Genomic DNA, 23,908 nt, shown 5'->3' on the forward strand with positions numbered 1-23,908 from the left:
CATCGCAACAGTGTTCGAGATCGCGCTCGCCGCCGTGGTGCTGGGCCTCGCCATCTGGACGATCTCCGTCCCCGATACTTATTCGGCCACAGTCGGCTTCATCGCCTACGGACTGCTGGTTGCGCTGATCTGGGTCCGTCTTGACGCCGTCGATGTCGCGCTGACCGAGGCTGCAATTGGCGGAGGCCTGGGCGGCGTCGTGCTGTTGGGTGCGGCGGCCCGGCTGCGCGATACCGAGGCGATGACAACGGAAGGGCCCAGCCTGATCGTGCGCTTGAGCGCGGCCATACTGTCCGCGTCGATCGCGGCAGCGCTGGCCGTCACGATCCTGCTGCTGCCCGATCCGGCGCCAACGCTCGCGCCCGCCGTCGTCGCGAATGCCGGGGCGACCGGAATGACCAACCCCGTCACCAACGTGCTCATGGCATTCCGCGGAATGGACACCATGCTCGAGAAGGTCGTGCTCCTGCTCGCCATTGTCGGCGTCTGGTCGCTTGCGTCGGATCAGGCCTGGGGCGGTCGTCCCGGACCACGCCACCAGGCTGATCCAAATGGTGTTCTCGCCTTTCTTGCGCGCCTGTTGCCACCCGCCGGCATCGTCGTCGGCATTTACATCCTGTGGACGGGCGCTGATCACCCCGGCGGAGCATTTCAGGGCGGCGCGGTTCTCGCATCGATGTGGCTGCTGGTGATCATGGCCGGGTTGGTGGATACCCCGCCCGTGCGCAGTCGATGGCTACGTCTCATCCTGGTGGGCGGCCCCGGCCTATTCCTTGCCGTCGGCCTTGGCGGGCTCTGTTTTGGGTCGGCGTTCCTTGCCTATCCCGTTGCGTTCGCCAAGCCGCTAATTCTGAGCATTGAGGTCGCGATGCTCCTGACGATCGCGACGACGCTCGGCCTGCTGCTCGCCGGTGCACCTGAAAGGAGCGCTGAGCGATGAGCGCCGTGACGGTGTTCGGACTATGCGCCGCCGCGGCGGTCGGGCTCGGGCTCCACGGCCTGATCGCCAATCCGCAACCGCTTCGCAAGATCATCGCATTCAACCTGCTCGGCAGCGGCGTGTTTCTTCTGTTCGGCATCGTCGGGCGACGAGGCGCCGCAGCGGGCTTTGGCAACGACCCGGTGCCGCAGGCCCTGGTGATCACAGGAGTCGTGGTCGCGTTTTCCGCAACGGCTCTGGCGATAGCCTTGTTGCTGCGGCTTTTTCAGATCGCCGGCTCCACGACGCTCAACAGTCGGGCGGCGGCGAGCCCGCGCTCCGATCCGTCCGGTCACTGATGCTACCCCCCGCCCCCGCGCTGGTGACCACCGCCGGCGGCTTCCTGCTGGTGCTGTCGATCGTCGTGCCGGTCGCGGGCGTCTTGCTGGCGTTCGCTCTCGGTGAGCGCTACGTCCGGCAGGTTGCCTCCACGGTCGTACCGGTCGGGTTGGCGATTGCTCTCGCCGTTCTCGTGCTCTTGCCGCGGAGCGACGGCCACCTCGTCTACCTACTCGGCGCCTGGCCACCGCCGCTCGGCGTAGCCCTCCGCGCGGACGGATTGTCAGCGGTCATGCTCGCGACGACGGCGGTCGTGATCTGCGCGGTCGCCATTTTTGCCGCAACCGATTTTCGTCCCCAATCTGTCGAAGCGCGCGCACCTTTCGCATTCTGGATCCTGCTTCTGGCAATCTGGGGCGCGCTGAACACGATCTTCATCGCGGGAGATCTCTTCACGCTGTATGTTGCGCTGGAATTGCTGACGTTCGCCGCGGTGCCTCTGGTCTCTCTCGACGGTCGCGCGGAGACGCTTCGGGCTGCGTTGCGGTACCTGCTCTTCGCACTGCTCGGCTCGGTCCTCTACCTGATGGGCACCGCGCTGCTCTATGGTCTCTACGGCACGATTGATATCGAGTTGTTGTCGCATCGCGTGAGCGCGGACTCCGGCGTGCTCATCGCGGCAGCCTTGATGACGACCGGTCTCCTCGCAAAAACTGCACTCTTTCCGTTGCACCTCTGGCTGCCACCCGCTCACGCGGGCGCACCGGCCGCAGCTAGCGCGATCCTGTCCGCCTTGGTCGTGAAGGGATCGTTCTTCATCCTTGTGCGGCTCTGGTTCGACGTCATGCCGGGTTTGCCCGGCTTGGCTGCCGCACAATTGCTCGCGGCGCTTGGAACCGGAGCGATCGTGTTCGGAAGCGTTGTCGCTCTCCGGCAAGAGCGCCTCAAGCTCCTGATTGCATATTCGACGCTGGCTCAGATTGGATATCTCTTCCTGATGTTTCCTCTTGCGTTCGGCGCGTCCGGGAAGCTCGAAAGTGACCAGGCCCTGGCGGGCGGCCTATTGCAGGCGGTTTCCCATGCGACTGCCAAGGCGGCGATGTTCATGGCCGTCGGATCAATCTACACCGGGCTCGGCCACGATCGCATCACCGGACTGCGAGGTGTCGCACGGGCCCTGCCCTTGAGCGTCCTGGCGTTCGCGATTGGCGGCATCGCCTTGATGGGTGTTCAACCGAGCGGAGCGTCACTCGCGAAGGAGTTATTGCTCCAGGACACGGCGAGGACGGGGCAGTGGTGGTGGGCCGTCGTGCTCCAGGCCGGCGGAATGTTCACGACCGCCTATGTCGTACTAGTCCTGTCCCATGCGTTCGCGCCATCAGACCAGCCGATTGCCCTCATCGGCCCAGCACCGCTCAGCCGGGACCTTGCTGCACTTGCCTTGGCCCTCTGTTCTCTGTTCCTTGGCTTGCTGCCCTGGGATTCGTATTTGCCGGTCCCGTATGATGCCACATCGAAGCTGTTCGGCATCGACGCGCTATCCAAATTGCTCCTGCCTGTGCTGGGAGGGGCGGCGCTCGCGATCCTGCTCAGCCCGTGGCCACACCCGCTGGGCTCATCCGCGGCCTGGAAAGCGCTCATGAGAGTGGTCGGTCCGCTCCGGCGCGGCTGTCTTAGATTCGGCAGCCTTATCGAAAGAGGCGACGAAGTTCTCCGTCAATGGTCCGCCGCGGGCATCTCCCTGCTCCTGGTGTCGCTGCTGCTCGCCGCGTCGATGTTCGCAGCAAATTGAAGGCTCAGAACAGCCGGATCGCGCAGATCGGGCCGAGGGATTCCCCTGCTCTAATGATCCGGAACATTCTCTCCCGCGCCCAAGGGTTTTCTCGGATGCCGAGCTTGCAATTCGCCGTTTAGTCTCCGCGCCATGCAGTTGGCATCAGTCTTCCCGCGGTCCCTGCGGGAATGCCCAGGAGGTCTCCATGTCTGATCTGGTTGCAATCGTTTACCCGACCGAAGCAAAGGCCGAAGAAGTCCGAACTCGGCTGCTCAAACTGCAAAAGGAATATTTGATCACCATTAGTGACGCCGTGATCGCCGTCAAGGCCGAGAACGGCAACATCAAGCTCAACCAGCTCGTCAACACCACGGCGACGGGCGCGATTACCGGCAGCTTCTGGGGACTCCTGGTCGGCGTGCTCTTCCTCAATCCGATCATCGGTGTCGCGGTCGGCGCTGCGTCCGGCGCGCTTGGAGGCGCCTTGTCCGATTTCGGCATCAACGATTCCTTCATGAAGGAGCTGTCCGCTTCGCTCCACACCGGCAACGCCGCGCTCTTCGTCCTGATCAAGAACATGACCGCAGACAAGGTGTTGAAGGAAATCAAGGATGCCGGCGGAGTCGTGTTGAAAACGTCCCTGGACGAGACCAAGGAAAAGATCCTGCGCGATGCGCTCGCCAGCGCGGCGGAGCGGCCGGCGGCCTGAAGCCGCCTACCGCCTGCCGCCGAGCAGGCGCAGCAGCATCATGAACAGATTGAGGAAGTTGAGGTAGAGCGACAGTGCCGCGATCACCGACTTGCGGCCTGCCGTCGTCGCGTCGTCCCTGCTCTCGTACATCGCCTTGATCCGCTGCGTATCATAGGCCGTAAGTCCCGCAAAGACGCCAACGCCGACGATCGAGATCAACCAATCGAGCCCCGTCGACCTCAGGAAAATATTGACCAGGCTCGCGACGATGATGCCGATCAGGCCCATGAACAGGAAGCTGCCGACCGCGGACAGGTCGCGCCTCGTGGTGTAGCCGAAGACGCTGAGTGCCCCGAACATCGCGGCCGCGATGAAGAACACGCGCGTGATCGAGGCGCTGGTGTAGATGTGCAGCAACGTCGAGAGCGAGACGCCGACCAGCGCGGCATAGACGAAGAACAGAATGCGCGCCGTTTCCACCGACAGCGTATTGATGCGCGCCCCGATGAAGAACACCAGTCCGAGTGGCGCCAGGATGAAAACCCACATCAACGGGCTCTCGAGCAATGCGGGACCCATGAGCTGATACGTCAGCCACGCCACAATTGCAGTCAGGCCCACGCCCGCGGCCATATAATTGTAGATGCGCAGCATGTAGGCGCGCAATCCGGGATCGATCGCAAGCGCGCCGCCACCAGTGCCTGAGGCAGTCAGATTCGGATCATAATTCGACATCGCTTGCCTCCTTGGATTGGTTCACATGAACAAACCAAGCTAGCGGTCAGGCCCCTGCGGGGACATCGGATGATCACCCGAGCGCCGGAAGATATATCACCCTATCTCGGGATACCCGTATCCGCCAGAGCGACTTACCGAAACGTAACCTTGGGTTGCCCCCTGGCTTCTCATCCTTTTTGCCTGGACTCTTACACCTTTGTCACTGGAAGCTGGTCACGCACCGGCCTAATCCGTTCGCATGCGCTACTTCTTTCACATCGTCGACAAAAACGGCCTTTGTCCGGACGGAATTGGATGCGAGTGCGCCGACCATGACGCCGCCGTTCTGCACGCCAGGCATATCGCGACTGAACTCGCTAAGGCAGGCGAGTTGTTCCGCGCGAGCTTCGTGCTGGTCGCCCCGGCCGCTGCGCCCGGATCGGCAAGTCCTCATTAGAGGCGGTCGACCGATTTCCTGCCTCGCCCTCTACATAGAATCCCTGATGCGCCGACCGAGAAGCTGCCTCTAGTCTCGTAACCGAGGGTGGCCGGCCTACCCCGTTCAAATTCGACCCTTCCGCCCACCTCATCTCCGGGGTTGAGGGCTCGCCGCACGCGTCCGCGTCTATGCGTTGGCCGTCGGCGCTATCTCGATCTGAAGTGTTGTTGTGGGTCAGTTGGAGACAAACATGAATGTCCGGACCATTTGCGGTGCCTTGATCCTTGCCGGATCGATTGCGACCGCGCAGTCGACCAGTTCCCAGGCGCAGACGACCGATCCGGCCGCATCCGTGCCAAAGCAGGTCACGACACCTGCCCCAAGCACCGCCGCGCCAAATACGAATACGAACCCCACCAAGCATCGCTACTGGCGTCATCGCGGCGGCTCGCATCCCCATTATGGCAGCCGCCGTGTTCGCACCTGAGCCCCGGCGCGACAGTTCGTCATCGCAATCCGCCGCCGAGACACCCGATCGATGAGCGACGTGAGGACAGGACAAGAGCAACCGCGCGAGGTCGTGGTCCGTGAGCCTCCAGACCAGGGCATGACCGACAGGCGGCGCGGCTTTCTCGCAACGGGTCTCGCCCTGCTCGCCACTTGCGTTGCTCTCTTCCTCGTATGGCAAACCGCCTCGAGTCTTCTCATCATCTTCGCAGGCGTACTGTTTGCTGCCTTTCTGGATGCCGCCGCACGCGCACTGGCGCTACTAATTCCCCTCAATCGTGTCTGGCGGCTGACATTCGTGCTGCTGCTGCTCACCACCTTGGTCGGACTAGGCCTCGTCTGGGGAGGCGGCAAGCTGCCGGAGCAAACACGCATCCTGCTGAAGGTCATGGACACCCAGTTCGACGTCTTGCAGCAACGCCTTCTGACCTACGGCGTCGATCTGCTTGGTCCGGAATCGGGGCGCGATTTCGCGCAATGGCTGCTGTCCGATCAAGGCCGGTTCTTCAGCCACGCCCAGCTGGTCGTTGGCAGAGCGTCGAGCTTTCTGACCGGTGTGCTGGTGATCGCGTTCCTCGGTATCCTCTTCGCCTTTGATCCCACCAGCCATCGCGAGAGTCTGGTCATGCTGGCGAAGCCTTCCTATCGCGCCCGAACACGCGCCGTAATGAACGAGATGGGAAACGTCCTGCGGCTGTGGTTCGTCGGACAGCTGATCCGCATCATCCTAATGACACTGTGCGTGTGGGTCGCGCTCTATCTGATCGGGCTTCCCGGCCCCTTCGTGCTTGGGCTCCAGGCGGGCCTTTCCAACTTCGTTCCGTATCTGGGACCCATCCTTGCCGCGATCCCGATCGCGCTTGTCGCGATGCCGCTCGGCGCATCGCTGCTGATCTGGGCCGTCGTCATCTACACAATCATTCAATCGATCGAGGGCTATGTGATAGGCCCGTTGATCCAGCGCCAGGCGGTCGAAATTCCTCCCGCATGGACATTGGTCGCGATCGTACTGTTGGGCGCAATGCTAGGCGTGATGGGTATCGCACTCGCCATGCCGCTGGTCGCCGTCGGCCGGGTCGCGATCATTAGATTCTACGTCGAGGATTACCTCGGCGATAGCAGCGGTCGCATGTCCAACAAGGGACCATCGCAAATGGGCGCGCCATGAGCGAGATTCGAGCCGAACGGAACAATGGAATGGAGCCATCCCCGGCGCACGCGCGGATGACACATTTTCTGTGGCAGCAACTTCCCTACATCATCGCACTGGTGCTCGCCGTCGCGGGCGTCGCCTATACCAACGCCTCTCACCAGCCTCTCGTTGGCTATTGGGAATTTCTCGCGCTTGCCATCGGCGTTGTGTGCGTCATCAACAAATGGCCGGAGGTCGATGGCAAGGAGGCCCGGTGGCGACTGATCTGGACCCAGGCGCTGCACTGGGTTGCCGTCCTGGTCACGATGAACATCATGCTGGTGTCAGGCGTTCAGCAATTGTTGCCGACGCCGGCAACCAGCCTCGTCCTTCTCACGTTACTTGCGCTCGGCACCTTCCTCGCCGGCGTCAGTCTTCTGTCGCCGCAAATTGCCTTCCTCGGCCTTGCGATGGGCGTCACGGTTCCGGCGATATCCTGGTTACAGCAATCCATCATCTTCTTCCTGTTGGGCGCCGTCCTGCTGATCGGCCTCGGCATCACGTTCTGGCTTCGCCAGGATCGCAGCCCAGGGAGTTCGCCCACCGACACCGGAAGTCAAATGGAGGCCTGAATGCGCATTAACCTGCTTCTTGCGATCATCTCTGGATCCGCCTTGATGTGCGCCGACGCCCTGCCCGCACGCGCCGAGGCGTTCAGGGTCGGCCGTCTCATATGCACCAGCACTCCGCGCGTTGGGCTGGTGCTTGGCTCCGCGCAGGAGCTTCGTTGTATATTCATCACGAGACGCCCGGCCCGGCAGTACGTCTACGACGGACGGATCAGGCGCGTTGGTCTCGACATCGGCGTGACCAGCGCAGGAACCCTCTCATGGGCCGTCTTCGCCAGGAACTCGCGCGTCGGCCCCGGCACGCTGCGCGGGAACTACGTGGGGGCGAGCGGCAATGTCGCGTTCGGCCCCGGTCTCGGAGCGAACGTTCTGATCGGAGGCTCTCGCCGGACGATTACGCTCCAGCCTCTGTCGATCGAGCGATCGATCGGATTGAACCTTGCGGCGGGCGTTACGAACCTGACACTCGGCCCGCGCGGACCGGGATAGCGGCTTGTCCCGCCCCCCGGAGCAAGGAGCGGAAAATGGACCTTGCGGACGTCTCGGTCAGGATGCTGGCGGCGGGTTTCCTGACATTCATCGCTGGCGGCACGGGCTGGACACAGCCAGCGGCAGGCCCTCCGCCCGCTGTCGGCATCGTGGAAGCGATCAGACGACCGATCACCGAGACCAACGAATTTCTCGGGCGGATCGAGGCGGTCAATCGCGTCAATGTCGTGGCTCGCGTCACCGCATTCCTGGAGCAGCGGTTGTTCGTCGAGGGTGCCGAGCTCAAGAAGGGCGACCCGCTTTACCGGCTTGAGCGCGGTCCGTTCGAGGCCGATCTCGCGTCAAAGCAGGCGCAGGTGGCCCAGCTCCGAGCGATGCTCGAGAACGCCAAGCTGACGACCGACCGGGCGCGTACGCTGCTCAGCGGGCCGGCCGGTCAGCAATCGACCTACGACGCGGCGATCGCCAACCAACGCAGCCTGGAAGCCCAGGTCCAGGCCGCGCAGGCACAAGTCGATGCGTCACAGATCAACCTCGACTACACCATGATCAGCGCGCCGATCGACGGTAAGATCGGACGTACGGCCGTGACCGAAGGCAATGTCGTCGGTCCCAGCTCGGGCGTCCTGACCACGATCGTCAGCCAGGATCCGATGTACGTCACCTTCCCGGTGCCGTTGCGCCAGGGGCTCGAACTACGCGAACGCTATGGTCCGCAGGGAGGCTTGGAAGCCGTGGTGATCCGGCTGCGGCTGCCCAATGGCCGCATGTATGGCAAGTCCGGCAAGCTGGATTTTGTCGACAACACCATCGCCCAGAACACGGACACGATCACCGTGCGCGGCGAGATCGCCAACCCGATCCTGCGCGCGCCGTCCGCCGCGGGCGTAACCGTTCACGAACTGACTGACGGCGAGTTCGTCACGGTCTTGCTGGAAGGTGTCCAGCCCATCGAAGTGCTGGCGGTCCCGCGTTCGGCGGTGCTGTCCGACCAGCAGGGTGACTATGTCCTCGCCGTTGGCGCCGGCGATAAGGCCGAACAACGCCGCATCAAGCTGGGGCAATCGACGCCCACTATCGCCTCCGTCATCAGCGGCCTCGCGGCGGGCGACAAGGTCATCGTCGAAGGCCTGCAAAGAGTTCGTCCAGGTCAGGCGGTTTCTCCGGGCCCGGCGAGCGCGCTGATCCAGTCGAGCATGAAGGCCGGCACAGGCGACGCGCCTTCGCAGCCAGACCATGGCGGTTCAACTGATCCGCGCCCGGGGGACAAAAAGCCATGATGTCCGCCGTGTTCATCGATCGCCCGCGACTTGCGATGGTCGTGGCCTTCATCATCACCATTGCAGGTGCGCTCGCGCTGACACGGATCCCGGTGGCGCAATTTCCGGACATTGTGCCACCGCAGGTCACGGTTGCCGGGACCTTTCCCGGCGCATCTGCCGAGGTCGTGGAGGCCAGCGTCGCTCAACCGCTCGAAGCGCAAGTGATCGGCGTCGACCGAGCTCTCTATATGAAATCGACGAGCGGCAACGACGGCAGCTACACCCTGACGGTGTCATTTGCACTTGGCACCGATCCCGATATCAACACCGTCAATGTAAACAACCGGGTGCAGAGCGCGCTGTCGCAATTGCCCACCGAGGTGCAGCAGCAGGGCGTGACCGTGCAAAAGAAATCGTCGGCGATCCTGCAATTTCTGGTGCTTTACAGTGCCGACGGCCAGCAAGATCCGCTGTTCATCACCAACTACGCGATCATCAACATACTCGATGCGATCTCCAGCACGCCCGGTGTCGGCCAAGCTCACCTGTTCGCCAAGATGAACTACTCGATGCGGATTTGGTTCGATACGCAGCGGCTGACCAGCCTCAATCTCACGCCCTCGGACGTGATCGCGGCAATTCGAACGCAAAGCGTCCAGGCGCCGGTCGGCCGCATCGGCGCGCGTCCAATCAGCGACGACCAGCAATTCCAGTTCAACGTCCAGACCCTGGGACGGCTCGCGACGGTCGACCAGTTCGCCAATATCGTGCTGCGCGCCAACCCGGATGGTTCGACGCTGCTCGTCAAGGACGTCGCCCGGGTCGAGATTGGCGCGCAGAACCTCGACAGCGAAGCGCGGATCGACGGGCGCGCCGCGGTGCCTCTCGCGATCTATCTGGCGCCGGGCGCCAATGCGGTGACGACGGCGCAGGCGGTCGCGGCGACGATGCAGCGGCTATCGAAGCGATTCCCGACGGGGTTGAGCTATCTCGTGCAGTACGATTCCACGAGCTTCGTACGGGACACCATCTCGGAGGTTCTGCGGACACTGGGAGAGGCCTTCGTCCTGGTCGTGATCGTGGTTTATTTGTTCCTCGGTAATCTTCGGGCCACGGTGATACCAGCCATTGCCGTACCGGTCAGCCTGGTCGGCACCTTCGCGGTGCTGCTGATGCTTGGCTATTCCGCGAATACCGTGTCACTGCTCGCGATGGTGCTCGCCATCGGCATCGTCGTGGATGACGCCATCGTCGTCGTGGAGAACGTCGAGCGAGTGATGGAGGAGGAACCGGATCTTTCGCCAGTCGAGGCAAGCAAGAAGGCGATGACGCAGATCACGGCACCGATCATCGCGATCACGTTGGTGCTGCTCTCCGTCTTTGTTCCGATCGCCTTCATTCCCGGCATTTCCGGCACGCTGTTTCGGCAATTTGCGGTGACGATCAGCGCCGCCATGATGATTTCGTCACTGAATGCGCTGACCTTGTCGCCCGCCTTGTGCGCGCTGTTCCTGCGGCATACTGGACCCCGGCGCGGCATGATCGGCCACGTTCTTGGCGGCATTGACTGGATCCGCGATCGCTATAGCAGCGGCGTACGACGGCTGCTGCGCGTGGCCAGTCTCTCCCTCATCCTGGTGGCCGTGTTCGCAGCCGGCATTTTCGGGATGTCGCACCTGACGCCGACAGGGTTCCTCCCCGAGGAAGACCAGGGCGCTTTCTTCACTTCGGTGCAGTTGCCGGACGGTGCATCCGTTGCGCGGACCAGTGAAGTCACCAAACAGATCGAGGACGTCCTGAAGGAGATGCCGGCCGTCGACCATGTTCTGGCCATCATCGGTTTCTCCCTGCTTGACGGGGCGTCCGAGCCCAACAGCGCGCTGGTGGTGACGCGCCTCAAGCCGTTTGCCGATCGCAAGGCGGCCGCGGATTCGGTGCAGGCGCTGATCCGGCAGACTTACGCAGCCGGCGCGCAAATCCGGCAGGCCAATGTACTGCCGTTCAATATGCCGCCGATCATCGGACTCTCCACCTCAGGCGGGTTCGAGTACCAGCTCCAGGCGCTGGAAGGACAGAACCCCGCCGCGATCTCCAGTGTCACGGGTGCGTTGATCGGAGCGGCCAATGCCGATCCGCGGCTGACGCGAGTGTTCTCGACCTTCACCGCGACCAATCCATCGATCTATCTCGACATCGATCGACGTAAGGCGCAGGCGCTTGGCGTGACCATCAGCGATATCTTCACGGCCCTTCAGGCGACGCTTGGCGGCATCTACGTCAACAATTTCAACCTCTATGGACGTACCTGGCAGGTCAATGTGCAGGGGGAGGCGCTCGATCGCGCCGACCTTTCCGATATCTGGCGCATCTATGTCCGCAATAGCACGGGTCAGATGGTTCCGATGCGGTCGCTCGCCGGCATCAAGATCGTAACCGGGCCTCAGGTCATTACCCGCTACAACAATTATCGTTCAGTGACGGTGAACGGCAGCCCGGCGCCAGGCGTCTCGTCCGGCACCGCGATGGCAGCGATGGCAGAGATCTCCAACAACGTGCTGCCTGCAGGTTACAGTTTCGAGTGGACCGGCACCGCCTATCAGGAGCAACAGGCAGCAGGACAAACCGGGGTGGTGCTCGCGCTCGCCGTGCTGTTCGCCTATCTGTTCCTGGTGGCGCTGTATGAGAGCACGGTGATCCCGATCCCGGTGCTGCTCTCCGTCGTTGTCGGCGTTCTAGGCTCATATATCGGCATTAAAATCGCCGGCCTCAATCTCGATCTGTACGGCCAGATTGGCCTCGTGGTGCTGATCGCGCTTGCCGCCAAGAACGGCATCCTGATCGTGGAATTCGCGAAGGAACGACGGGAAGCCGGCACAGAGCTTGCGGAGGCCGCGATCCAGGGGGCGCATATGCGGTTCCGCGCGGTGATGATGACCTCGGTTGCCTTCATTCTCGGACTCCTCCCGCTCGTACTCGCAACCGGCGCCGCCGAGCTGAGCCGCAGGGCGGTCGGGACCGCTGTCTTTGCCGGCATGCTCGCCGCAAGCTCAATCGGGATTTTTATGGTGCCGATGCTCTACGTCACGTTTCAGCGCCTGCGCGAGCGTGCGAAGGCACGACCGGTCCCGGCGCGAACCACATGACCCGAGTATCCAGGACGGCGGGAATACGCCGAGCCTGTTGCTCAGGGTTTCGTTGGATGCCGGCGTTGCCGTTCCCCGCTACCGTAGTCCGTACTTGAAACTGCGTGACAAGAAGAGAGGAGAAGAACAATGAACGCTCCCACACGTCGTGCCTTCCTTGGTTTTGCGCAGGGCGCCGTCGCCGCCGCAGCTGTCGGCGCAATCGGCGTTCGTTTCATCGCGTCAGCGGAGGCAATACCGGTCGCCGCAAATCTGGGACGGGCCGCGATAACCACGGATATCGCAACGCAGGCGCAGTGGGGTCCTCCGCATGGCCCCGGTTGGGGGCGGTCGCGACCGCGCAGGCGCCGTTGGGTTTGCTGGTGGCATCGCGGTCGCCGCCATTGCGGGTGGCGGTGGAGGTGACCGTCCGCGATCCCTTTGCGGACGGGAAAGGACAGAGCTGCGCTCCGCAGCGATCAGCTCTGCTTCACCGCCGCGATCGGTTGCGAAGCGCGGCGGGCCGGCAGCCGCTGATTTCGTTCACTCTTCAATCAATTTAGCTCTGATCGCGTAGCGGACCAGTCCAGCTATCGAATTGACCCCCAGTTTTCCCATGGCCGACGCCCGATGCGTTTCCGTGGTCTTCACGCTTGAGCTCAGCATCGCGCTGATACCCTTGTTGCTGTACCCCTCGGCCACAAGCTTGACAACGAGCCGCTCTCGCGGAGACAGCTTCACATGCCCCTCGCCAGCTTCGTCTTCTCGACCCGACTGACCACAAAATCGTCCGCCAACGAATGGCTTACGTGCCATTAGCGCTTCAACGGCAGCCAACAGCAGCTTGTTTGCGTCCGACTTGACCAGGAACGCGCGCGCACCCGCCTGAAGCGCCTCTTGAGCCAGCACTCCGGACTCGTGCGCGGTAAAGATCAGCACCTCAGTTTCGCGGAGATGTTTTTTTATTCCTCGAGTTATTTCCAGTCCCGTCATGCGCGGCATGAAGAAGTCGACGATCGCAACATCGGGCCGCTCTTTGAGAGCGGCCTCAAATGCCGATCTTCCGTCGGACGCCTCGGCGACAATCATCCAACCCGGCCGCTGCTCGAGGACCGCCCGTAGCCCGGATCGAACAGCATCATGATCATCAGCAATGAGAATTCGTTTCATGAGAGGGCCGCCTCGATGATCTTGTCGCAAGAGAACCTGGACGAGCTATGGGCGCTGCGTTTCAGCAGCATCTCCAACCGGGCCATCTCACTCGCGCGCAAGAGCGCATGGAAAGGTCGCACGCAGGATGGTTCCGCGCCGCAGCGTTGTGGGTGCCGATAATATCTCAAGCTGCCCTCCCATCTCTTGCAATCGAGCTCGCATGATACGGATTCCCGCTCCGGGTGCCCACGGACGAAAGCGGCATGCACCATCTGCAGCGACCATGCCTTGTCCGTCGTCTCGAACCTCGAGCTTGAACTTCCTGTCCCTCACCCCGATAGTTATGGCGACCTGTGTCGCCTTGGCGTGGCGGTAAACGTTCGTCAGGGCCTCCTGAACAATTCTCAGCAACGCTCGCTGCGCCCCGTATGGCAGGCCGTCGACCGCGGACGATATCGACACCTCAATATTCAGCGGCGTTCGGGCTGCGAGGCCTTCTGCGAATTGCTCGATTGTCGTCCTGAGCCCTCGTTCAAACAGGTCCTGAGGGTGAAGCAGATATGTGAGAGACCGCAATTCCTTCATAGCGCGATCGATCGAGATGTCGAGCTGATCGCAATGTCTCGTCGCCTTCAGAGGATCGCCTAGCGCACTCCTTACTTGCATCAGAATGAGGCTCGCCGCCACCAGATGCTGGCACGTTGAATCGTGAAGCTCCGAAGCAATTTGACGATGAACTTCTTCCTGCAGAGCGAGCCGTTCGGAATTCGCCTTGCGCGCACGCCTCGATCCTCCGGAGGCATTTCGAACATGTCGGCTGACCGGTGTCTCCTGAAGGGACATGATACACTCGCCTTCCTGCAGTGCTAACTTTCGCACCGCTAGTTTCCTGGCATATGCAGACAACTCTCCGATAAATTTAGCCTACCGCCGCGACACACCGACCACGCAATCAGTATAAGCCACTACGTAGAAATCCTCTAGGCAGCCAATCCCCGTCGTGTGCCGAGCATCCCAAATTTGGCGCGATGCTCCCTGATTCAAATCAAGGAGCTACAGGTAAGGAGCAGCATGCGGGTCGGCGAAAACGCGATTATGAAGACGCGTCCGTCAATCTGCGCGCTGTGTCATCGCCCGCTTGACGGCGGCGGCAGCAATCGAGCGGCCCGGCGAGGGTGTTGCGCCGCAGAACAGTCCGCCGCTGTTTAGGTAAGACGTCTTTCCATATTCCGCCCGGGCCACCTCTTTGAAATTCCGTAATTCGGAAATCAACAGAGGCATCGTCGGCTTGTCTTTCGGCGTCGCATCGATCCCCGGATCCATCGCGGCGTTCTATTCGGAGCTGTTCGACACGCGGATCCGCTACACTGGTCTCGTCTTCGCAAAAGAAGTCAGCGGCGCTGTCGTCGGCGGCTTTACGCCACTGATTTCGACGCTGCTGGTGCAGTGGAGTGGCGACGCGAGCTGGCCAGTCTCGGTCTACATGTCAGTCACGGCGCTGGCAGCGTTTTTGTGCGCCTATCTCGCCAGGGACATCCTCGACGTTGGCCAGCGAAACGTCACAACTGCGACGAAACGCGACGCTCTTGTGGGCGTGCGACAAGTCATGGACGATACTGGCCACCATGCGAGATGGCGAGCGCGATGGTGATGCGAACCAGCAAGAACATCTCGCGAACATCGCCAAGTCGACGCACGGTGCGATGTCCGACCACCAAAAGCGTCGCACGATACGCGCTTTGCTCTGTCGCCTGAAATGGAAAAACCCCGCGCTAATAGGGCTTTCGATATGGTGGGCGCACCAGGGCTCGAACCTGGGACCCGCTGATTAAGAGTCTCATTCTCTAAAAGAGATTTCAGGCACTTAGCTGTAAAAGGCAACCAGAACAGCACTAGCAAAATCAATACGTTATGGCCGAAATGTAAATCGCTTGATCGCGCGCCCAGCACGCGCGCCCCTTGCGTCCCGAACGTAAGTAGCAACCGAAAAGTTCAACAAAAACAGTGAACTTCGCTCCTGGTTGACCACCTCTATCGCTGTTTGTTGAGGGCGGTTCGGTGGTCAATCGGTGGTCAGCTAACTGGGCAAGTCTCGGCGCTGTGGCTTCGCGGCACTATGAAGGCATGGAGTCATTAGCCGCCTTCGCGCCTCCACCTGCCCCTCATATTCGTCGCACTACTAACGACAACGGCCCCTGCGTAACCAGCCTTAACGCAGGTGCGTCAACGACTAGCGTCGGGGGTTCGAGTCAAGGGACCGCTACCGCCTTTCCACACACGACGCAAATCTGCGATATTCGCTCCGATCGTCCGCCTGAACCCGGCAGCTCGTCGAACGGTAGGCTCAAGTCGGGGACCCACAGCAGCCCCCCAGATGCAGTCGCCTATTGAGAGGATGGTGCGACTCGGCTGGAACGTATTCCCGCCGCCGTCGCCGGCGTGTCCCGCACCAGCAGCGCGCGGGTTGCCGCCGTCACATCGGGCTGGCGCATCAGGCTCTCGCCGACCAGAAAGGTCGACAGTCCCACACGCTCGAGCCTGGTCAGATCGTCCGGCGTGAAGATGCCGCTTTCCCCGACCATCAGCCGCTCCTCCGGGATAAGCGGCGCTAGCGCCTCGCTGGTCGCGAGCGTGGTCTCGAAGGTACGGAGATTGCGATTGTTGACGCCGACCATCGGCGAGCGGAGTTTCAGCGCCCGCTCGAGTTCGGCTCGGTCGTGGATCTCGACCAGCACATCCATCTGAAGCGCGATGGCGGCGTCCTCAATATCTTTGGCGGCGGCGTCATCGAGCGCGGCCATGATGATCAGGATGCAGTCCGCACCGTGAGCGCGGGCTTCGACGACCTGATAGGTGTCGAACATGAAATCCTTGCGCAGCACCGGCAGATTGGTCGCCGCGCGCGCCGCGACCATGAAGTCGAGATGCCCCTGGAACGACGGAGTATCGGTCAGCACCGAGAGGCAGGCCGCGCCCCCGGCCTCGTACGCCTTTGCCAGGGCCGGCGGATCGAAATCGGCGCGGATGAGGCCCTTCGATGGCGAAGCCTTCTTGATCTCAGCAATCAGCGCATAGTCACCGCCGCCATGCTTTTCCTTGATCGCACGGACGAAGCCGCGCGGTGGCGCCGCCGCCTTGGCGCGTGCATCGATGCTCGCGAAAGAATGAGCACGCTTGGAGGCGGCGATCTCCTCGCGCTTATAGGCTTCGATTTTCTTCAAGATGTCTGACATCATCGACCTGTTCGTGGACTTACCTGTCATTCGACCATCTGCGCTGTTTCGACGGATCGGTACAAATCAATCATTATCGACGCTTACTCACTTCCTCTTTATTAGCCCTTCGCGTTGGTACGCATGCGCGAGCTCGTTCAAAACGCTCGCGCCGCCGATCAATGCGCCAAATGCGCGCGTCAGTTTCGCTCTTGGAAGCAATTGTCGAACCTGAATGAGCCCGCGCCCGCTCGCCGCGCAGTGCGATGCCTTTTGCGGACAGCACCATCGCAGCAGTATTCCCCGCTGCTATGGAAACCATACATGCCGGCTATTGGAAGATTTCGTCCCGCGCTGCGATCAATGGGCGTCGCTATCGGAGATTCATCGAGTAACGCCCCGCGCAACCTCAATCCGTCGCATCTGCCGGAATAGGCCGCATCGGGCGACTTGATCCTGTCGAGGACGACCAATGCGTGGGTGCTCGTCCACTCACTCCTCACTCCCAACGCGCTCAGGAGGCACGCATGGCATTCACGTTGAAAATCAACGGTACACCCCATGAAGTCGATGTCGACGGTGACGTTCCATTGCTGTGGGTGCTGCGCGATGTGCTCGGCATGACCGGAACCAAGTTCGGCTGCGGCCAGGCGCTGTGCGGCGCCTGCACTGTGCATGTCGACGGCCAGCCGGTCCGCTCCTGTCAGACAACGATCGACAGCATTGGGGACAGCGCGGTCACCACGATCGAGGCGATCGGCCAGACGCCGCAGGGCGCAGCCGTACAGAAGGCATGGTTGGAGCTCGAGGTGGTGCAGTGCGGTTACTGCCAATCCGGCCAGATCATGTCGGCGGCGGCGCTCCTGAAAGACATGCCGAAGCCGACGGATGGCGACATCAACGCCGCCATGTCGGGGAATGTCTGCCGATGCGGCACCTATCAGCGCATCCGCGCCGCGATCAGGCTGGCTGCTGGAATTTGAGATCATGAATGGACCAATTTTGAGGGAGCAGGTCGCCGAAGAAACAGGCGTGTCACGGCGCGCCTTCCTTCAGGGCACAGGTTTGCTGCTCGGCTTTTCGCTGACCGGCGCCAGCACGAGCTCCGTCTTCGCGGCGTCCACTTCGCAGGTGCAGGTGGTCGAAAACGAGGTCACGGGTACTTTCGCGCCGAATGGATTTATACGGATCAATCCAACGGGCGCCGTGACGCTGGTCATGCCGATGGTCGAGATGGGACAGGGGGTCTACACGTCGCTCTCGATGCTTCTCGCTGAAGAACTGGAGGTGACGCTTGACCAAATTCAGGTTCAGCATGCGCCGCCAAATCACGCGCTTTACGTCAACTCGATCATAGGCATTCAAAATACAGGTGGTTCCGCCTCTGTCCGAGCGTTCTGGACACCGCTGCGTCAGGCAGGCGCAGTAGGTCGCAGTCTGCTGATCGGGGCAGCCGCAAAGCGCTGGAATGTCGATCCGGCGACTTGCCGCGCCAAGGACGGCATCGTCTTCGATGCGTCAGGCGCAAAGCATCTAAGCTACGGCGAACTTGCGACGGCCGCGGCGAAATTGCCCGTGCCGCCGGCGGCAAACGTCAAATTGAAGGATCCGAAGGATTTCACCTTGATCGGTACGCGTGCCAGGCGCGTGGATTCATCGATAAAGGTCGATGGGCGCGCGCTCTACGGCATCGATACGCGACTGCCGGGTATGAAGGTTGCAGCGGTTGCTATTTCGCCCGTGCTCGGTGGCAAAGCGAAAAAGGTGGACGAGAAAGCCGCGCTGGCGGTGAAGGGCGTCCGGCAGGTGGTCAACATCGATGAAGCCGTTGCCGTGGTGGCGGATCACATGGGTGCGGCGAAGAAGGGGCTCGAGGCCGCCGCCATCACGTGGGACGATGGGCCCAACGGCAAGGTCAGCAACGCCGATATCGTCAAGCAGTTGGAGGAGGAGTCCAAGAAACCAGGGGCGGTTGCCCGTAACGATGGTGATGCAGAGGAGGCCCTTGCTGTCGCGGCGCAACGAGTTGACGCGATCTATCAGGTGCCTTTCCTAGCCCATGCGGCGATGGAGCCGATGAACTGCACAGTCCACCTGCGGAAGGATCGCTGCGATATCTGGGTCGGGACGCAGGCGCCTACGATCACGCAGTCTCTGGTGGCCGCACTCACCGGCCTGCCAAAGGACGCAATCAAAATTTACAATCATCTTATTGGCGGTGGCTTCGGCCGAAGGCTGGAGGCCGATGGCACGGTGCTGGCCGTCAAGATCGCCAAGCACGTCGATGGCCCGGTGAAGGTGATCTGGAGCCGCGAGGAAGATATCCAGCACGATATGTATCGGCCGTACTATCTCGATAGGCTGTCGGCCGGACTTGACGCGGCCGGCAAGCCGGTTGCATGGACGCATCGGATCGCCGGCTCCTCAGTCATGGCTCGCTATTATCCCCCTTACGTCAAGGACGGATTGGACCCCGATGCCGTCGAAGCGGCGGCCGAGCCGCCCTATGCGCTGCCCAATATCCACGTCGACTTTGTCCGGGTCGAGCCCCCTGGTGTCCGGACGTCTTGGTGGCGCGGCGTCGGACCGACACACAATGTTTTTGTGGTCGAAAGCTTCATAGATGAGCTCGCTCACGCCGCGAAGCAGGATCCCGTCACTTACCGCAAGGGATTGCTTGGCCACAATCCGCGAGCACTCGCTGTTTTATCGCTTGCGGCAGAAAAAGCGGGGTGGGCATCCCCCCTTCCCGCGCGGCATGGCCGCGGAATTTCAGTGCAATTCGCATACGGAAGTTACACGTCGCAGGTCGCCGAGGTCGAAGTAGCGGCCGATGGCTCCGTCAAAGTCAAGCGGATCGTCTGTGCGCTCGACTGCGGAATGTACGTTAATCCAGATACAATCGAAGCGCAGGTTCAGGGTGGCACGCTTTTCGGCCTCACCGCCGCGCTCCATGGGTCAATCACCTTCAAGGATGGTCGGGTCGAGCAGAGCAATTTTGACAGCTATCTGCCGATGCGTATCGACGAGGTACCGGTGGTGGAGACACACTTGATCAAGAACGCGGAGGCTCCGGGTGGCGTTGGTGAAGCCCCGACGGCCATTGTCAGTGCTGCCGTGACCAATGCGATCTTCGCCGCAACAGGCAAGCGTGTGCGCAGCCTGCCGATCGATACGAATTCGTTGAAGTCGTCGTCTTAATCCTTCCCGATATCCCGCGCGCGTCGTAGCGCGCACGGGATGACGGTCGGGAACTAAAGTCCCGGAGCATAATGGCTATTGGAACATTCGCGTTCTCCGCAAATCCAAATTTCGCCTAATGGCGAGAGGCGAGGTTCAGTGGTACGAACGGCATGGCGACGCCCCCGCCGATCCTCGGAGAACAGATTTCGGAGCAATATCGGTGCTGGTAGCCGTTAGCAGGAGCCACCACAGTCATGCATAATTCGAAATCGATTCCAAAACAGGCTCTCGTCGGGCAGAACGTTTCACCGCCCGCGGGCGCCACTGTCAAATTGTCTACAACAGACCTCAACAATTTAATGCAGGCGCTCGACATAGATGTCATCGCCATGACCGAGATTTTGGTGCCGCGAGGCCATCGAGTCGAATTTGGGACGATTGACGTACCCGGGATCCACTACAACTTGAGTGGCATGGGACGTCTATCAATTGATGGCGGGCCGACGATACCGTTGAGCCCTCATTTACTCATCATCGTGCCGCCAAACACTCCGCTCATGATCGAGGTTGACGGTGGAAGTAGCCCTCCGAAGCTCATTTCGAGAGACTGCTGGACTCGTCAAGAAGGCATCCTCCGCGTCGCAGTGCCGAAAGAGCAACCAGAAATCGTCCAGATATGCGGCTTTTTTAACGCATCCTTTGGTCAGTCTGTGAGGCTGTTCGGAGAACTCCGCGAACCGGTCATCGAGCAATTCGAGCCGGCGGACAGGATTGATCTCAAGCTTCGCGAAGCAATGAACGAGTTGTTACAGCAAGAGGTCGGCGTTGGAGCCATGACAGCTTCTCTGCTCAGGCAGATCGTTGTCTCGTTGGTACGACGGTCGCTCAAGTCATCCCGACGGTGGACTGAACGGTTCTCGATACTTGCCGACAGGCAGGTCACTCGTGCGTTTGCAGATATGGTGGCGCGGCCAGGAGCCGCCCATTCAGTTCAAAGCTTGGCACACAGTGCCGGATTGAGTCGTTCGGCGTTCATGGCGCGCTTCTCGGACATTTTTGGACAATCCCCGATGGCTGTCTTACGACACTTAAGAATGCGCCAGGCCGCGATCGATTTGACGACAACGACGATGTCGATCGACGCAGTGGCTCTTAATGCGGGGTACGAGAGCCGTTCGAGTTTTGTGCGGGCTTTTCGAAAGGCGTACAATCGAGATCCGAGCGACCATCGGCGGATCGCCAAGGAGGGCGAAGTACGGAAGGATATTTGAGAACGGGGGGCGATCCGCTCGTAGGCGTTATGCGCTCTACGATGGACACCCTAAGCATCGCGCTTTCTGTACGATAAGCAAGGTCCACCGGTCCCCCCACGACATCTAAAGGCTCTGCGGCCGGACAGGTCGGCCTGGTTTTGCCGATTCCGACCGTGATTCAATGAGTTTCGCTGGCGAGGCGACCGCCAAGCGCAGTTGGCCTGCTCGCACGACAGCCTGCGAATACTGAAAAGACGGACCGGATCTCTTCGGCCACGCAACATGTGTGCGCCTTCGTCGCGAAACGCAGTGGCGAGTTCCGCGCTCCCTTCCGCAGACAATGCATCCATGAATTCGCCGGTGACGAGCACCGAAGCCTCCAATACCCGGCAATGGGCTTCAACCCGACTAGCGACATTCACGGTGTCACCGATCAGGGTGAATTCCAATTTCTTTTCATTGCCAACGTCTCCATAGATGACTTCGCCGTAATGGATACCGACGGCAATACGGAGCGACTGGTCTCTTGCCTCAATGCGTCGGTTCCAAGAATCGACGGATTTGATGAGCTCGATCGCACACTCCGCAGCGTTGGTGGCGTCGCGCAGGCTGGTCAACGGCGGGCCGAAAAAGGCCATCAACCCATCACCCATGAACTTGTCGATCGAACCCTGATGGGAGAACACCACGTCACTGAACATACGCAAGTGGTGTCGCAGCGTCTGGACGACTACATCCGGAGGCCTGTTGGATGAGAAGTCAGTGAACCCGACGATGTCGACAAACAGGACTGCTGCACGTTGACAACGCGTAAACGAAAGAGGGGTCCGCGCCTTGATGAGCTGTTCAGCGATGCTTGGCGGGAAGAAGCGCGCCAGGTTCATACGTTCGCGCTCTGCTTTCTTGACGCGCTGGTTGGCGGAAAGTCTATGGAGCACAAGCATTGTCGTGACCAAGAGCGCGATCAGGCTAACACTGGATCGCAACGCTGCGATCCCGTTGGGGACGAAGCCGTGCGTAAGAATATAGCTGAGGATGGTAAGCAGTGCGCAGACTAAGCCGACGACGACAGCGCCTCCGCGATCGAGATCCTGGGCAGCTACCAACAACATACAGCGAGGCGACCGCGAACTGCAGTGATGACAAGGTATCGACCAGAAAGATGCCGATCGCGAGTACGGCTGCAGGAGCCAGGTACCTGAACCTTTCTATACGCATTGGACGCTCATGGCCGGTGTCAGCTCCCGCGCGGCTTCCCGGCCGGCGTGGGCCGGAGGCCGGCCTCGCCTGCTCGCGCCAGAACACCTCAGGTGCGTTTCAGATCCTCGACCAGCATCGTCGCAGCGTGGCGCGCAAGCGCCTGGGTCGGAGCGTTGGTATTGCCGCTGGTTATGTTCGGCATGATCGAGGCATCGATTACCCGCAGGCCGTCGACGCCGCGGACCCTGAGCCTCGCGTCAACCACCGCTCGTGCATCCTGGCCCATCCGGCAGGTGCCGACCGGGTGCCACATTGTCGTCACGACGCGCTTCACCCATTCGCGGATCTCCGCATCCGACTGGATGTGCAGGCCGGGATCCATCTCTTCCTCGATCACCGGCGCCAACGACTCCTGGGCGATGACCTTGCGGATCGCGCGTACTGATTCCACCGCGGCCCTCAGGTCTTCCTCTTCGCCAACGAAATTCGGGTTGATGAGGGGCATTGACGTCGGGTCACTGTCGGCCAACCGCACCCAGCCGCGGCTCTTAGGCTGAAGCACCACGAGTTCGAAAGTGATGCCCGAGCGGTCGCCCGCCGGGCCGAGTTGCTCGTTCAAGACGATCGGAGCGTGATAGCATTGGATCGTAGGCTCGCCGGCGAAATCAGATGGATTCCAGTGTGTCACCGTCTCGATGCCATTACCCGACGCCGGGCCGTCCTTCGTGACGAGATAGCGCAGGCCCGCCTTCACGCTGCCGAGGCCCTGCGCGGCAGCCTGATAGCCGAGATCACCCTTTACATAGACACGGACCGGTACCATCGGGTGATCCTGGAGATTTTCGCCCACCTCCGGAGAGTTGACGATCACCGCGATACCGTGCTGGCGCAGCTGCTCGGCTGGACCGATACCAGAGTGCATGAGGATCGTCGGGCTGTGGACGGCGCCAGCCGACAGCACAACTTCGTTCGCCATGATCCTCTTCAAGCTCGTGTCCATGAACTCAACGCCCACAGCCCGCTTGTTTTCGACGAGGACGCGAACGACGGTCTTGCCGGTGAGCAGGACCACGCGGCCCGAAGTGAGGTGCGGACGCAGATAAGCGTCGACCGCGCTGCATCGGCGCTGGTCTCCGACCGTCGACTGCACCGGCGAGACGCCGATCTGACTCTTGCCGTTATAGTCGGGATTATAGGGAATCCCATATTCCTGGAATGCCTTGAGGCAATATTGGTTCAGCTTATTGATGCCCTTGGGCAACTGGACCGCCAGGCCACCATCTATGCCGTGATACTCGTCGTGGAAGGTGTCGTTGTCCTCCTGCGCCATGAAGACGGGAAGCAGGTCTTCATACGACCATTTTCCGGTGTCGCCGACCGCGTCCTGCCACGCGGTGAAATCGCGAATCTGACCACGCACGTAGCACATCGCATTGATCGAGGAGCCGCCGCCGAGTACCTTGCCTGAACGATATGCTCGCTTCGTCCCGTGCTGGGGAACCGTCTCGTATTTCCAGACATGCCGGTCGTGGGCCAGAAGTTTGGCGAAGCCCGCTGGGATGTGGATGAACGGATCGCGATCCATGTCGCCCGCCTCGATTAACGCGATCGACGCATCGGTGTGTTCGGCAAGATAACTCGCAACGACGCAACCGGCTGCGCCTGCACCAACAATGACAATATCGTAGGCTTCGTGGGACATCAGTGTCGTTTTTCTTTCACAGAATTTGGATCGTTCAATCAGCGTCCATCGCTGATGTGGCGCTATCGCAGCTCCTGATCCCGAGATTGATCGGACCATGCCTTTGGAGAGTGATCCTGCAACGCCGGCGGGGGAAATCACCTATCGCCATAGAGTCGATAGGCGATCGTTATTGTCGCTCCCCCG

21 protein-coding genes are annotated in these 23,908 nt (G+C 61.2%); 15 read left to right on the top strand and 6 right to left on the bottom strand.

Annotated elements, in window-relative coordinates; all coding sequences use genetic code 11:
• Positions 1-10: 10 nt before the first annotated feature.
• From AC0L3X_RS27695 to AC0L3X_RS27710, 4 genes are all read left to right on the top strand, one after another.
• On the top strand, positions 11-940 hold the full coding sequence (locus AC0L3X_RS27695; protein ID WP_245328575.1) for an MnhB domain-containing protein: 930 nt from the start codon (positions 11-13) through the stop codon (positions 938-940).
• Entirely contained in the window at positions 937-1,278 is a 342-nt protein-coding gene (locus AC0L3X_RS27700) for an NADH-quinone oxidoreductase subunit K (protein WP_063981776.1), read from the top strand. The genes AC0L3X_RS27695 and AC0L3X_RS27700 overlap by 4 nt, the downstream gene beginning before the upstream one ends.
• Before the next feature lie 23 nt (positions 1,279-1,301).
• Positions 1,302-3,050, top strand: coding sequence for a complex I subunit 5 family protein (locus AC0L3X_RS27705; protein ID WP_084795342.1), 1,749 nt, complete (start codon positions 1,302-1,304; stop codon positions 3,048-3,050).
• A gap of 187 nt (positions 3,051-3,237) precedes the next feature.
• Positions 3,238-3,741, top strand: a complete 504-nt coding sequence (locus AC0L3X_RS27710) for a DUF1269 domain-containing protein (protein ID WP_028152030.1) — start codon at positions 3,238-3,240, stop codon at positions 3,739-3,741.
• A 6-nt stretch (positions 3,742-3,747) separates the two neighbouring features.
• Here the strand turns inward: AC0L3X_RS27710 and AC0L3X_RS27715 are convergent, their stop codons facing one another.
• A complete protein-coding gene (locus AC0L3X_RS27715; RefSeq protein ID WP_063981774.1) occupies positions 3,748-4,458 on the bottom strand; it encodes a Bax inhibitor-1/YccA family protein in 711 nt (236 codons plus the stop codon).
• A gap of 241 nt (positions 4,459-4,699) precedes the next feature.
• On the opposite strand from AC0L3X_RS27715, the gene AC0L3X_RS27720 reads away from it, so the two are divergent.
• From AC0L3X_RS27720 to AC0L3X_RS27750, 7 genes are all read left to right on the top strand, one after another.
• Positions 4,700-4,897 carry a DUF6894 family protein gene (locus AC0L3X_RS27720; protein WP_063981773.1) on the top strand — a complete coding sequence of 66 codons (198 nt, stop codon included), beginning with the start codon at positions 4,700-4,702 and terminating at the stop codon, positions 4,895-4,897.
• A 232-nt stretch (positions 4,898-5,129) separates the two neighbouring features.
• Positions 5,130-5,366, top strand: coding sequence for a hypothetical protein (locus AC0L3X_RS27725; protein WP_071911297.1), 237 nt, complete (start codon positions 5,130-5,132; stop codon positions 5,364-5,366).
• A 51-nt stretch (positions 5,367-5,417) separates the two neighbouring features.
• Positions 5,418-6,554, top strand: coding sequence for an AI-2E family transporter (locus AC0L3X_RS27730; RefSeq protein WP_063981772.1), 1,137 nt, complete (start codon positions 5,418-5,420; stop codon positions 6,552-6,554).
• Positions 6,551-7,150 (top strand): hypothetical protein, encoded by a 600-nt coding sequence (locus AC0L3X_RS27735; RefSeq protein ID WP_063981771.1) that lies wholly within the window; start codon positions 6,551-6,553, stop codon positions 7,148-7,150. Before AC0L3X_RS27730 ends, AC0L3X_RS27735 begins: the two co-directional genes overlap by 4 nt.
• Positions 7,151-7,636, top strand: a complete 486-nt coding sequence (locus tag AC0L3X_RS27740; RefSeq protein ID WP_063981770.1) for a DUF992 domain-containing protein — start codon at positions 7,151-7,153, stop codon at positions 7,634-7,636. It begins immediately after the preceding gene.
• Between the two features lie 35 nt (positions 7,637-7,671).
• Positions 7,672-8,916 (top strand): efflux RND transporter periplasmic adaptor subunit, encoded by a 1,245-nt coding sequence (locus AC0L3X_RS27745; protein ID WP_063981769.1) that lies wholly within the window; start codon positions 7,672-7,674, stop codon positions 8,914-8,916.
• The gene (locus AC0L3X_RS27750) at positions 8,913-12,041 is read left to right on the top strand and encodes an efflux RND transporter permease subunit (RefSeq protein WP_063981768.1); all 3,129 of its coding nucleotides are present in this window, start codon (positions 8,913-8,915) and stop codon (positions 12,039-12,041) included. Before AC0L3X_RS27745 ends, AC0L3X_RS27750 begins: the two co-directional genes overlap by 4 nt.
• Positions 12,042-12,563: 522 nt before the next feature.
• On the opposite strand, the gene AC0L3X_RS27755 is transcribed toward AC0L3X_RS27750, so the two are convergent.
• Together AC0L3X_RS27755 and AC0L3X_RS27760 are read right to left on the bottom strand one after the other, a co-directional pair.
• Positions 12,564-13,190, bottom strand: a complete 627-nt coding sequence (locus AC0L3X_RS27755) for a response regulator (protein ID WP_063981767.1) — start codon at positions 13,188-13,190, stop codon at positions 12,564-12,566.
• A gap of 87 nt (positions 13,191-13,277) precedes the next feature.
• Entirely contained in the window at positions 13,278-14,015 is a 738-nt protein-coding gene (locus AC0L3X_RS27760; protein WP_441279953.1) for a sensor histidine kinase, read from the bottom strand.
• Between the two features lie 403 nt (positions 14,016-14,418).
• Between AC0L3X_RS27760 and AC0L3X_RS27765 the strand changes: the two genes are divergently transcribed.
• Positions 14,419-14,823, top strand: a complete 405-nt coding sequence (locus tag AC0L3X_RS27765) for a hypothetical protein (protein ID WP_063981765.1) — start codon at positions 14,419-14,421, stop codon at positions 14,821-14,823.
• A 733-nt stretch (positions 14,824-15,556) separates the two neighbouring features.
• Here the strand turns inward: AC0L3X_RS27765 and trpC are convergent.
• Positions 15,557-16,405 carry an indole-3-glycerol phosphate synthase TrpC gene (gene trpC, locus AC0L3X_RS27770; RefSeq protein WP_473317021.1) on the bottom strand — a complete coding sequence of 283 codons (849 nt, stop codon included), beginning with the start codon at positions 16,403-16,405 and terminating at the stop codon, positions 15,557-15,559.
• Positions 16,406-16,911: 506 nt separating this feature from the next.
• Here trpC and AC0L3X_RS27775 point away from each other — a divergent pair.
• The 3 genes from AC0L3X_RS27775 (at position 16,912) to AC0L3X_RS27785 (ending at position 20,838) form a co-directional block, all read left to right on the top strand.
• Positions 16,912-17,367 carry a (2Fe-2S)-binding protein gene (locus tag AC0L3X_RS27775; RefSeq protein WP_063981764.1) on the top strand — a complete coding sequence of 152 codons (456 nt, stop codon included), beginning with the start codon at positions 16,912-16,914 and terminating at the stop codon, positions 17,365-17,367.
• A gap of 4 nt (positions 17,368-17,371) precedes the next feature.
• The gene (locus tag AC0L3X_RS27780) at positions 17,372-19,585 is read left to right on the top strand and encodes a xanthine dehydrogenase family protein molybdopterin-binding subunit (RefSeq protein ID WP_063981763.1); all 2,214 of its coding nucleotides are present in this window, start codon (positions 17,372-17,374) and stop codon (positions 19,583-19,585) included.
• A 236-nt stretch (positions 19,586-19,821) separates the two neighbouring features.
• The gene (locus AC0L3X_RS27785; RefSeq protein WP_063981762.1) at positions 19,822-20,838 is read left to right on the top strand and encodes a helix-turn-helix transcriptional regulator; all 1,017 of its coding nucleotides are present in this window, start codon (positions 19,822-19,824) and stop codon (positions 20,836-20,838) included.
• Positions 20,839-20,888: 50 nt separating this feature from the next.
• Here AC0L3X_RS27785 and AC0L3X_RS27790 read toward each other — a convergent pair whose 3' ends face one another.
• Together AC0L3X_RS27790 and AC0L3X_RS27795 are read right to left on the bottom strand one after the other, a co-directional pair.
• On the bottom strand, positions 20,889-21,932 hold the full coding sequence (locus tag AC0L3X_RS27790; protein WP_441279952.1) for an adenylate/guanylate cyclase domain-containing protein: 1,044 nt from the start codon (positions 21,930-21,932) through the stop codon (positions 20,889-20,891).
• A 194-nt stretch (positions 21,933-22,126) separates the two neighbouring features.
• Positions 22,127-23,722 carry a GMC family oxidoreductase gene (locus AC0L3X_RS27795; protein ID WP_441256233.1) on the bottom strand — a complete coding sequence of 532 codons (1,596 nt, stop codon included), beginning with the start codon at positions 23,720-23,722 and terminating at the stop codon, positions 22,127-22,129.
• Positions 23,723-23,908 lie beyond the last annotated feature (186 nt).

It is taken from the genome of Bradyrhizobium sp. MI1.7, from assembly GCF_055811795.1.

Bases quoted from the DNA above. Each gene is read 5' to 3' on its own strand.
- AC0L3X_RS27700 (WP_063981776.1), top strand. From the start codon at position 937: ATGAGCGCCGTGACGGTGTTCGGACTATGCGCCGCCGCGGCGGTCGGG.
- AC0L3X_RS27710 (WP_028152030.1), top strand. From the start codon at position 3,238: ATGTCTGATCTGGTTGCAATCGTTTACCCGACCGAAGCAAAGGCCGAA.
- AC0L3X_RS27715 (WP_063981774.1), bottom strand. From the start codon at position 4,458: ATGTCGAATTATGATCCGAATCTGACTGCCTCAGGCACTGGTGGCGGC.
- AC0L3X_RS27720 (WP_063981773.1), top strand. From the start codon at position 4,700: ATGCGCTACTTCTTTCACATCGTCGACAAAAACGGCCTTTGTCCGGAC.
- AC0L3X_RS27725 (WP_071911297.1), top strand. From the start codon at position 5,130: ATGAATGTCCGGACCATTTGCGGTGCCTTGATCCTTGCCGGATCGATT.
- AC0L3X_RS27730 (WP_063981772.1), top strand. From the start codon at position 5,418: ATGAGCGACGTGAGGACAGGACAAGAGCAACCGCGCGAGGTCGTGGTC.
- AC0L3X_RS27735 (WP_063981771.1), top strand. From the start codon at position 6,551: ATGAGCGAGATTCGAGCCGAACGGAACAATGGAATGGAGCCATCCCCG.
- AC0L3X_RS27740 (WP_063981770.1), top strand. From the start codon at position 7,151: ATGCGCATTAACCTGCTTCTTGCGATCATCTCTGGATCCGCCTTGATG.
- AC0L3X_RS27745 (WP_063981769.1), top strand. From the start codon at position 7,672: ATGGACCTTGCGGACGTCTCGGTCAGGATGCTGGCGGCGGGTTTCCTG.
- AC0L3X_RS27750 (WP_063981768.1), top strand. From the start codon at position 8,913: ATGATGTCCGCCGTGTTCATCGATCGCCCGCGACTTGCGATGGTCGTG.
- AC0L3X_RS27755 (WP_063981767.1), bottom strand. From the start codon at position 13,190: ATGAAACGAATTCTCATTGCTGATGATCATGATGCTGTTCGATCCGGG.
- AC0L3X_RS27760 (WP_441279953.1), bottom strand. From the start codon at position 14,015: ATGTCCCTTCAGGAGACACCGGTCAGCCGACATGTTCGAAATGCCTCC.
- trpC (WP_473317021.1), bottom strand. From the start codon at position 16,405: ATGTCAGACATCTTGAAGAAAATCGAAGCCTATAAGCGCGAGGAGATC.
- AC0L3X_RS27775 (WP_063981764.1), top strand. From the start codon at position 16,912: ATGGCATTCACGTTGAAAATCAACGGTACACCCCATGAAGTCGATGTC.
- AC0L3X_RS27780 (WP_063981763.1), top strand. From the start codon at position 17,372: ATGAATGGACCAATTTTGAGGGAGCAGGTCGCCGAAGAAACAGGCGTG.
- AC0L3X_RS27785 (WP_063981762.1), top strand. From the start codon at position 19,822: ATGCATAATTCGAAATCGATTCCAAAACAGGCTCTCGTCGGGCAGAAC.
- AC0L3X_RS27790 (WP_441279952.1), bottom strand. From the start codon at position 21,932: ATGTTGTTGGTAGCTGCCCAGGATCTCGATCGCGGAGGCGCTGTCGTC.
- AC0L3X_RS27795 (WP_441256233.1), bottom strand. From the start codon at position 23,722: ATGTCCCACGAAGCCTACGATATTGTCATTGTTGGTGCAGGCGCAGCC.